Source organism: Planktosalinus sp. (genome assembly GCF_059864935.1).
On record NZ_JCBCCK010000043.1, the window covers coordinates 1 to 7,682 of the forward strand.

Below are 7,682 nucleotides of genomic sequence, written 5' to 3' on the forward strand. Positions count from 1 at the left end.
CTTATGAAACCGATTTGGGAAATGGATGGGAAAGCCCTGAAGTGCACAACAATCCCGAAGCAGTCAGGTTAAAAGCCCTACAAATGGGGGCCAATATTATCAAGTATGCTTTTGAAAACTAACCAATTTACATTGCTATGATTCAATCAAGTGAAATCACTAAGGGCATCCTAAAGGCTGTGGCCGTTATTTTTGGCTTTATTGTTTTAGCCTGGTTTCTTTACAAAACACAAAGTGTTTTGGTTTATTTAGCCCTTTCAGGAGTTGTAACCTTGATAGGCAGGCCCATTATCAAGTTTATGAAGGAGAGGCTTAAATTCGGTAATTTAATGTCTGTAATTGTTACTATGCTTTTAATGTTCGGGGTTTTTATTGGATTGTTATTTCTTTTTATTCCGCTCATTAAACAACAAAGCCATAATTTATCCCTCTTAAATATAGAGTCACTTTCAGACACAATTGAAAATTTATACCTTGAAACTTTGTCTTATTTCTCCGGACCAAGGTTTGATGTAGAAGCAAGATTTGGAGATACCGATTTTTTTGGTTCAATTGATTTTGGTTTTATTCCTGATTTTATAAACAGTTTTTTAAGTGCACTTGGCACATTTAGTATCGGTTTGTTTTCGGTTGTGTTTATTTCATTTTTCCTTTTGAAAGACAGCAAACTCCTTGAAAACGGGATTCTCACTTTTATTCCCAGTGATAAAGAAAGTCGGTTTGAAAAATCACTTGAAAAAATCAAAAACCTGCTCTCCAGATATTTTATTGGTCTGGTATTCCAAATATTGGTGTTGTTTATTATTTACTCGTTTGTTCTTTTATTTTTCGGTATTGACAATGCGATAGTCATTGCCTTTCTTTGTGCTTTGCTTAACATCATCCCTTATCTAGGACCGATTATAGGTGCCTTTGTCATGTTTTTTTTAACAATGTCAAGCAATTTGGGTCAAGATTTCAACACGGTTGTTCTCCCCACTACCTTATATGTAATGATAGGTTTTATTATCGGGCAGATCATTGATAACTTCCTGAGTCAACCTCTTATTTTTTCAAATAGTGTCCGCTCACACCCACTGGAAATTTTCCTGGTCATTGTTATTGGGGGTTTACTGTTCGGTATCATGGGAATGATAGCCGCAGTTCCCTCATATACTGTGATTAAAGTAATTTCCAAAGAATTCCTTTCGGAAAATAAAATTGTACAGCGCTTAACCCAAAATTTTTAAATACAATTTGAACAAGGCTGTTTTAAATACTGAAGTTCAAAATTTCATCGCAAACAACCTGGACAGCAATCTCAGCAAACTGGTGTTTAAAAAAAGTCCTTATCCAGAAGTTTCGATGCGCGAAATTGTTCAACAAATTGAAGGAAAATTAAAAGCCAAAGACAAACTTCCCTCTTGGTTTATTGCAGAAAATATTTACTACCCGCCCAAAATCAATATTGAGCAAACCTCTTCCGAAATAACGGCAAAACACAAGTCTCAACTCGTTTCAGGAAAAACCTTAGCCGATTTAACCGGCGGTTTTGGTGTTGACTCTTATTACTTTTCCGAAAAATTTAAGGAAGTTTTCCATTTTGAAACCAATAAAACACTTTCTAAAATTGCTGCACACAATTTTTCGCAATTAAATGCAAATATCAGGTGTATTAACGAAGATGGAATTGAGGCTATTAGGCACAAATCTTTTGATTGTATTTATATTGACCCTTCAAGACGTCACGATAACAAAGGCAAAGTTTTCCGGCTGTCAGATTGTGAACCTGATGTTATTAAACATTTGGAATATTTACTAGATCGTTGTAAGTCACTGCTAATAAAAACGTCGCCAATGCTGGACATTAGTGCCGGATTAAATGAATTAAATTTTGTTTCTGAAATTCATATCGTTGCGGTTGAAAATGAAGTTAAAGAACTCTTATGGTTATTAAAAAAAAGCAACACTAAGCCACATTCAGTCAAAACCATAAATATTACAAAAAACAAAAATGAAGAATTTGAAGTAATTTACCAAAATGAAGGAGTTTTAGAATATTCGATACCGAAACAATACCTTTATGAACCCAATGCCGCAATTATGAAAAGTGGGATGTTTCAAGCTTTAGCCGAGAGTTATCAAGTTCAAAAACTGGCTATAAGCACCCATCTTTTTACTTCAGACCATTCAATTGACTTTCCCGGAAGGGGATTTGAAATTCAAAAAATACTGCCTTACAAAAAAGGCCAATTAAAAAAGAGCCTATCAGGAATCAAAGCAAACATCACAACAAGGAACTTTCCTGAAAGTGTTGATACATTAAAATCAAAGTGGAAAATAACTGATGGTGGAGACAACTATCTGTTTTTCACTACAGATAAAGATAAAAACAAGTTGGTTTTGTTTTGTAGAAAAATATAATTTTTTTAAGAAAACAAAAAAGCCTCAAAACTGAGGCTTACTTGTGATCGCGAGAGGATTCGAACCTCTGACCGTCTGCTTAGAAGGCAGATGCTCTATCCAGCTGAGCTACGCGACCAAAGATAGAATAAAAATGTCGGGGTGGCAGGATTCGAACCTGCGACCTCCTGCTCCCAAAGCAGGCGCGATAACCGGGCTACGCTACACCCCGAAAAAAATTCGGTTTAAAATTATAAATTAAATAAAGAACTTGAAAGTAATTTTTGCGGAGAGTGTGGGATTCGAACCCACGCGGCAGTTACCCGCCGACAGTTTAGCAAACTGCTCCGTTAACCACTCCGGCAACTCTCCTTTAATTTAGAACTTTTATGCCCTTAAAAGGCGGTTGCAAATGTAAGCTATCAAAATTAATGTAGCAACAAAAAATGTGAAAAATATTTTAACGTTTCGACAGAAATTTTTTTACCATTTAATTCTTAAAATCCAGTTATCCTGTATAGTATTCAAATCTTGAATATTAGATTTATAATTCAACATTTTTGGGACGAATTTTAAGTGATTTATTATTTCCAAAACCTTTATTTTAAATTTCCCTTCGGTTTATTCTTTCCCCTTTTCATTGATAAATGCACATATTTTGTTTAAATTTGGACTCTTAATTTTAGCAATCAAAAACATACATAATGAGTAAAAATGTAGTCATCGTTTCTGCTGCCAGAACACCTATTGGGAGTTTTATGGGAGGTTTATCATCATTTACTGCCGCCCAACTGGGAAGCATCGCCATAAAAGGCGCTTTAGATAAAATCAATTTAAAACCCGAACTTGTTCAGGAGGTTTTAATGGGCAATGTGGTTCAGGCCGGTGTTGGACAGGCGCCTGCTCGTCAGGCTGCACTTGGCGCAGGAATTCCAAATACTGTGGGTTGTACAACTGTCAACAAAGTATGTGCATCAGGTATGAAAGCTGTGATGCAAGGGGCGCAAGCCATAAAATCCGGAGATGTAGATATAGTCGTTGCCGGTGGAATGGAGAGTATGAGCAATATTCCACACTATGCACATTTGAGAAGAGGAACAAAATTTGGCCCGCACACTATGGAAGACGGTATGCAAAAAGACGGGCTTGTAGATGCTTATGATAAAAATGCTATGGGCGTTTCAGCCGATCTTTGCGCAGCAGAGTATAAATTCAGCAGAGAAGAGCAAGATAAATTTGCCATTCAATCTTATGAAAGAAGTGCAAAGGCATGGGCCGAAGGAAAATTCAAAAATGAAGTTGTTCCTGTTGAAGTGCCTCAACGAAAAGGTGATCCTATACTAATTTCTGAAGATGAAGAGTTTAAAAATGTTTTTCTTGAAAAAATACCTTCATTGAGACCCGCATTTACAAAAGAAGGTACTGTAACCGCCGCTAATGCTTCTACAATAAACGACGGTGCTGGCGCCGTAGTTTTGATGAGTGAAGAAAAAGCCAACGAACTTGGTTTAAAACCACTAGCATACATTAAAAGTTATGCAGATGCAGCACAAGAACCCAAGTGGTTTACCACTGCACCCGCCAAAGCACTTCCCCTTGCCATTGATAAAGCTGGAATCAAAATGGATGATGTAGATTATTTTGAGTTTAATGAAGCTTTTTCCGTGGTGGGACTGGCAAATATGAAAATACTTGGTCTTCACGATTCCAAAGTTAATGTTAACGGCGGTGCTGTTTCATTGGGTCACCCCCTGGGATGCAGTGGTGTGAGAATTATCATTACTTTGATAAACGTGTTGGAACAAAACAATGCAAAATTGGGAGCAGCTGCCATCTGTAATGGTGGCGGTGGTGCGTCGGCAATTGTTATCGAAAGAAAATAGATGAAGTACGGCCTCTGCAATTTAAGTCTGATTCCGGTGAGACGTGAGGCAAGTGATGCCAGCGAAATGGTAACACAATTGCTTTATGGCGAATTTTTCAAAATCATTGAATCAAGAAAAAACTGGAGTAAAATCAGAATTGCTTTTGACGACTATGAAGGCTGGATTGACAACAAGCAATATCTTGAAATTTCTTCTGAAATCTACCACGGGTTTAACACGGAAGAATTAAAGATGACTTCAGATATTATGGAATTTGTCTCAGATGAATCCGGAACTCTAGTTCCAATTCCCATCGGCTCCAATTTAAATGCGTTAAACTTTTTAAACCACAAACACGACGGAAATTCCACTCAAGGCAAACTTCCGAAGGAAAAAATAATTGAGACGGCTTTGTTATTCACCAATACACCCTATTTGTGGGGTGGCCGAAGTCCTTTTGGAATTGACTGCAGCGGATTGACACAACTGGTATACAAACTCAACGGTTATCCTATATTAAGGGATGCCAAAGAACAGGCCAGTCAAGGAGAAACACTGAGCTTTATTGAAGAAAGTGAACCCGGTGATTTGGCTTTTTTTGATAATAGTGAAGGAATAATTACTCACGTGGGTATCATTATGTCAGACAATTACATCATTCACGCTCATGGCAAAGTGAGGATTGACAGGCTGGACCACAGTGGTATTTTTAATGTGGAACTCAAGCGTCACAGCCACAAGTTGAGGGTGATCAAAAGAATAATCAACTAAAAAATCCCGATAATTTTTACCGGGATTTTATTGTTAATTTTCAATGGCTTCTATTCGTTCTCTCATGTTTTTAAACTTGGCATCTTCAGCAATGATGGAATAAATATTCATCAGCGTGCGCATAATATCAATATCATTTGGCCTTCCTTTTAGAGCACTTTCCAGATAAGGTATTGCTTCGCGGTACATTTTATCTCTTTGATTACGCAACTCATCATATTTTCTGTTATCTGCGGCAGATGTTCCCAGCGAGTTCATTTCTTCAATAAGTACTTCTTCCTGTTCCAATATCAAAACGGCAAGGTTAACCTGAGCATTGTGAAAATCTGGGTCAAGTTTAAGTGCCTGGTTATAATATTTTTTTGCATTTTCTTTGTCACCTATACTGGCACTACTTACACCAAGATTGTAGTAAATTTCAGGGTTGTCAGGATCTGTAGCTATGATTTTTTGCATTAGGGCATTATAGGTTTTCATATCGTCCATTTGCAATGCAATATTTGCTTCGGCCCTGATTAAACCTACATCATTAGGGTTGGCTTTTCTGGCATCAGCAATGAGTTGTTTTGCTTGATCGACTTTCCCTTTTTCGATGTAAATCAATCCAAGATCTCTCAAAATAATTGGTCTTCTGGACTCAGACATTCTCTCCTGAGGCCTTACATACTCACCGGACATCATCATCAGGTTTTGTTCTTCTTTGTTTCCAAAAACAACAACTTCACCTGTTTCCCTGTCAGTTGCGACATACTCTTTTTCAATTCCGGAGTAACCTAAGTTTATCAATTCCTCATAATATTTCATTGCATTGTCATATTCCTGGGCGCTCATTGCATTTGTTGCTGCAAAATAGAGATAAACAGTATCTGTCTTGCTAATGGTGTACCCTGCATAGAGTTTTTTTGAAGCGGCACTAAACCGTTGTGCATTTTGATCTTGAATTGCAGTATTTACAAGCCTTACAAGCAGTGCCTGAATTTCCTCAGTGGCTTGTTTGGTGTGTTTTTGTCTTCCTGACTCCTCAAGTTCAATAACTTTTTTGAATGCCTTAGCAGCAGTCAACAAGTCCTGTTCTTTATTTCCAGCTGCACCAAGATAAGCCTGGCCTTTGTATAAATAATATTCTGCCTGTGTACTTGCGTCCTGTGATGCAATTTGCCCTTCAATTTTTGAAAGGGCTTGTTTAGCTGAGTCGAAGTCTTCTTTGTTAATACTTCGCGAAGCTTCTCTCAATTCTTGTCGTTGTGAATATACCATCACAGTCATTAACAATGCCATGACGATTAAAAATGTTTTTTTCATTTTAATTGTTGTTTTTATTATTCTTGATTGTTAGTGTCTATATCAACATCCGTTCCGTTTTCAACCTCGGCATCATCCTTCATGGTTTTAGCAACAGCGGCAATGGCATCATCTTCTCTTACCTTGATGAGTCTTACCCCTTGTGTAGCCCTTCCCATAACACGTAAATTGTCAACTGACATTCTTATGGCAATTCCTGATTTATTGATGATCATCAAATCATCATTGTCCTTAACGTTTTTAATGGCTACTAATTTACCGGTTTTTTCTGTAATTGAAATGGTTTTTACGCCTTTTCCTCCCCTGTTTGTTATTCGGTAAATGGCTTCACCGTCTTCAGGATCGTCTATAAATGTGCGTTTTCCATACCCGTTTTCTGAAACAACAAGTATAGTTTCTTCCTTGGGGTTATCGATGGTAATCATACCGATAACTTCATCATTTGCATCAGCAAGGGTAATACCTCTAACTCCTGAAGCATTTCTACCCATTGGCCTGGTTTTCTTTTCTTCAAAACGCACAGCTTTACCGGATTTTACAGCAAGCATTACCTGACTGTCGCCTGTGGTGAGTTTTGCTTCAAGAAGTTCATCGTCTTCACGAATGGTGATAGCGTTGATTCCATTTGCTCTTGGTCTTGTATATTGCTCCAGTGAGGTTTTTTTAACTACCCCTTTCTTGGTTGCCATAATTACAAAATGTTTATTGGTGTATTCCTCATCTTTTAAGTCCTGAACACAGATAAAGGCTTTCACTTTGTCATCTTGTTCAATGTTAATCAGGTTTTGAATGGCTCTTCCTTTTGAAGTCTTTGTGCCTTCGGGAATTTCAAAAACACGCATCCAGAAACATTTTCCTTTTTGAGTAAAGAACAACATATATTGATGGTTTGTTCCCACAAAAAGATGCTCAAGGAAATCTTCATTTCTTGTAGCACTTGCTTTCTGGCCTACACCTCCCCTATTTTGGGTTTTGTACTCGTTTAGCGGTGTGCGCTTGATATAACCGGCATGGGAAATTGTAATGACTACTTGTTCATCGGCAATCAAGTCTGTGATGGAAACATCGCCTCCTGCATATTCAATGGTTGATCTTCTCTCGTCACCATATTTCTCCTTAATTTCAAGAAGCTCATCTTTTATGATTTGCATTCTTCTTTCAACGCTGGCAAGAATGTCCTTATAATCTTGAATGGTTTTCATCAACTCCTCATACTCACTGCGCAATTTATCCTGCTCCAGCCCCGTCAATTGACGTAAGCGCATTTCAACAATTGCTTTTGCCTGAATCTCTGAAAGCTCAAAACGTTCAATCAATTTTTGACGTGCTTCATCGGCATTTGATGATGCCCTGATGATTTTT

Annotated in this window: 7 protein-coding genes and 3 tRNA genes; 5 read left to right on the forward strand and 5 right to left on the reverse strand. The window is 37.7% G+C overall.

Annotated features, from left to right (window positions below; genetic code table 11):
* The 3 genes from AC6F75_RS01795 to AC6F75_RS01805 form a co-directional block, all read left to right on the forward strand.
* Positions 1 to 122: DUF4159 domain-containing protein (locus AC6F75_RS01795; protein ID WP_500713217.1), on the forward strand; the 122-nt coding region annotated here is incomplete at its 5' end.
* Between the two features lie 15 nt (positions 123 to 137).
* Complete coding sequence (locus AC6F75_RS01800; protein ID WP_500713210.1) at positions 138 to 1,229, forward strand: AI-2E family transporter; 1,092 nt, start codon at positions 138 to 140, stop codon at positions 1,227 to 1,229.
* A 7-nt stretch (positions 1,230 to 1,236) separates the two neighbouring features.
* On the forward strand, positions 1,237 to 2,403 hold the full coding sequence (locus AC6F75_RS01805; RefSeq protein WP_500713211.1) for a THUMP-like domain-containing protein: 1,167 nt from the start codon (positions 1,237 to 1,239) through the stop codon (positions 2,401 to 2,403).
* A 44-nt stretch (positions 2,404 to 2,447) separates the two neighbouring features.
* On the opposite strand, the gene AC6F75_RS01810 is transcribed toward AC6F75_RS01805, so the two are convergent.
* The 3 genes from AC6F75_RS01810 to AC6F75_RS01820 all read right to left on the reverse strand — a co-directional run bounded on the left by AC6F75_RS01810 (position 2,448) and on the right by AC6F75_RS01820 (position 2,754).
* Positions 2,448 to 2,521: transfer RNA gene (locus tag AC6F75_RS01810), tRNA-Arg, on the reverse strand.
* Between the two features lie 18 nt (positions 2,522 to 2,539).
* A tRNA-Pro gene (locus AC6F75_RS01815) sits at positions 2,540 to 2,614 on the reverse strand.
* 55 nt (positions 2,615 to 2,669) lie between these two features.
* Positions 2,670 to 2,754, reverse strand: a tRNA-Ser gene (locus AC6F75_RS01820).
* Between the two features lie 332 nt (positions 2,755 to 3,086).
* On the opposite strand from AC6F75_RS01820, the gene AC6F75_RS01825 reads away from it, so the two are divergent.
* Both AC6F75_RS01825 and AC6F75_RS01830 read left to right on the forward strand, forming a co-directional pair.
* Positions 3,087 to 4,265, forward strand: coding sequence for an acetyl-CoA C-acyltransferase (locus AC6F75_RS01825; RefSeq protein ID WP_500713212.1), 1,179 nt, complete (start codon positions 3,087 to 3,089; stop codon positions 4,263 to 4,265).
* Complete coding sequence (locus AC6F75_RS01830) at positions 4,266 to 5,018, forward strand: NlpC/P60 family protein (RefSeq protein WP_500713214.1); 753 nt, start codon at positions 4,266 to 4,268, stop codon at positions 5,016 to 5,018.
* 33 nt (positions 5,019 to 5,051) lie between these two features.
* Here the strand turns inward: AC6F75_RS01830 and AC6F75_RS01835 are convergent, their stop codons facing one another.
* Positions 5,052 to 6,320: a tetratricopeptide repeat protein gene (locus AC6F75_RS01835; protein ID WP_500713215.1), complete on the reverse strand. Its 1,269-nt coding sequence runs from the start codon at positions 6,318 to 6,320 to the stop codon at positions 5,052 to 5,054.
* A gap of 17 nt (positions 6,321 to 6,337) precedes the next feature.
* A partial coding sequence (locus AC6F75_RS01840) for a DNA gyrase C-terminal beta-propeller domain-containing protein (RefSeq protein WP_500713216.1) occupies positions 6,338 to 7,682 on the reverse strand: 1,345 nt, incomplete at its 5' end.

What these genes read in the sequence shown, in the direction of transcription:
- AC6F75_RS01800 (WP_500713210.1), top strand. Translation starts at nt 138, where the DNA reads ATGATTCAATCAAGTGAAATCACTAAGGGCATCCTAAAGGCTGTGGCC.
- AC6F75_RS01835 (WP_500713215.1), bottom strand. Translation starts at nt 6,320, where the DNA reads ATGAAAAAAACATTTTTAATCGTCATGGCATTGTTAATGACTGTGATG.
- AC6F75_RS01825 (WP_500713212.1), top strand. Translation starts at nt 3,087, where the DNA reads ATGAGTAAAAATGTAGTCATCGTTTCTGCTGCCAGAACACCTATTGGG.
- AC6F75_RS01830 (WP_500713214.1), top strand. Translation starts at nt 4,266, where the DNA reads ATGAAGTACGGCCTCTGCAATTTAAGTCTGATTCCGGTGAGACGTGAG.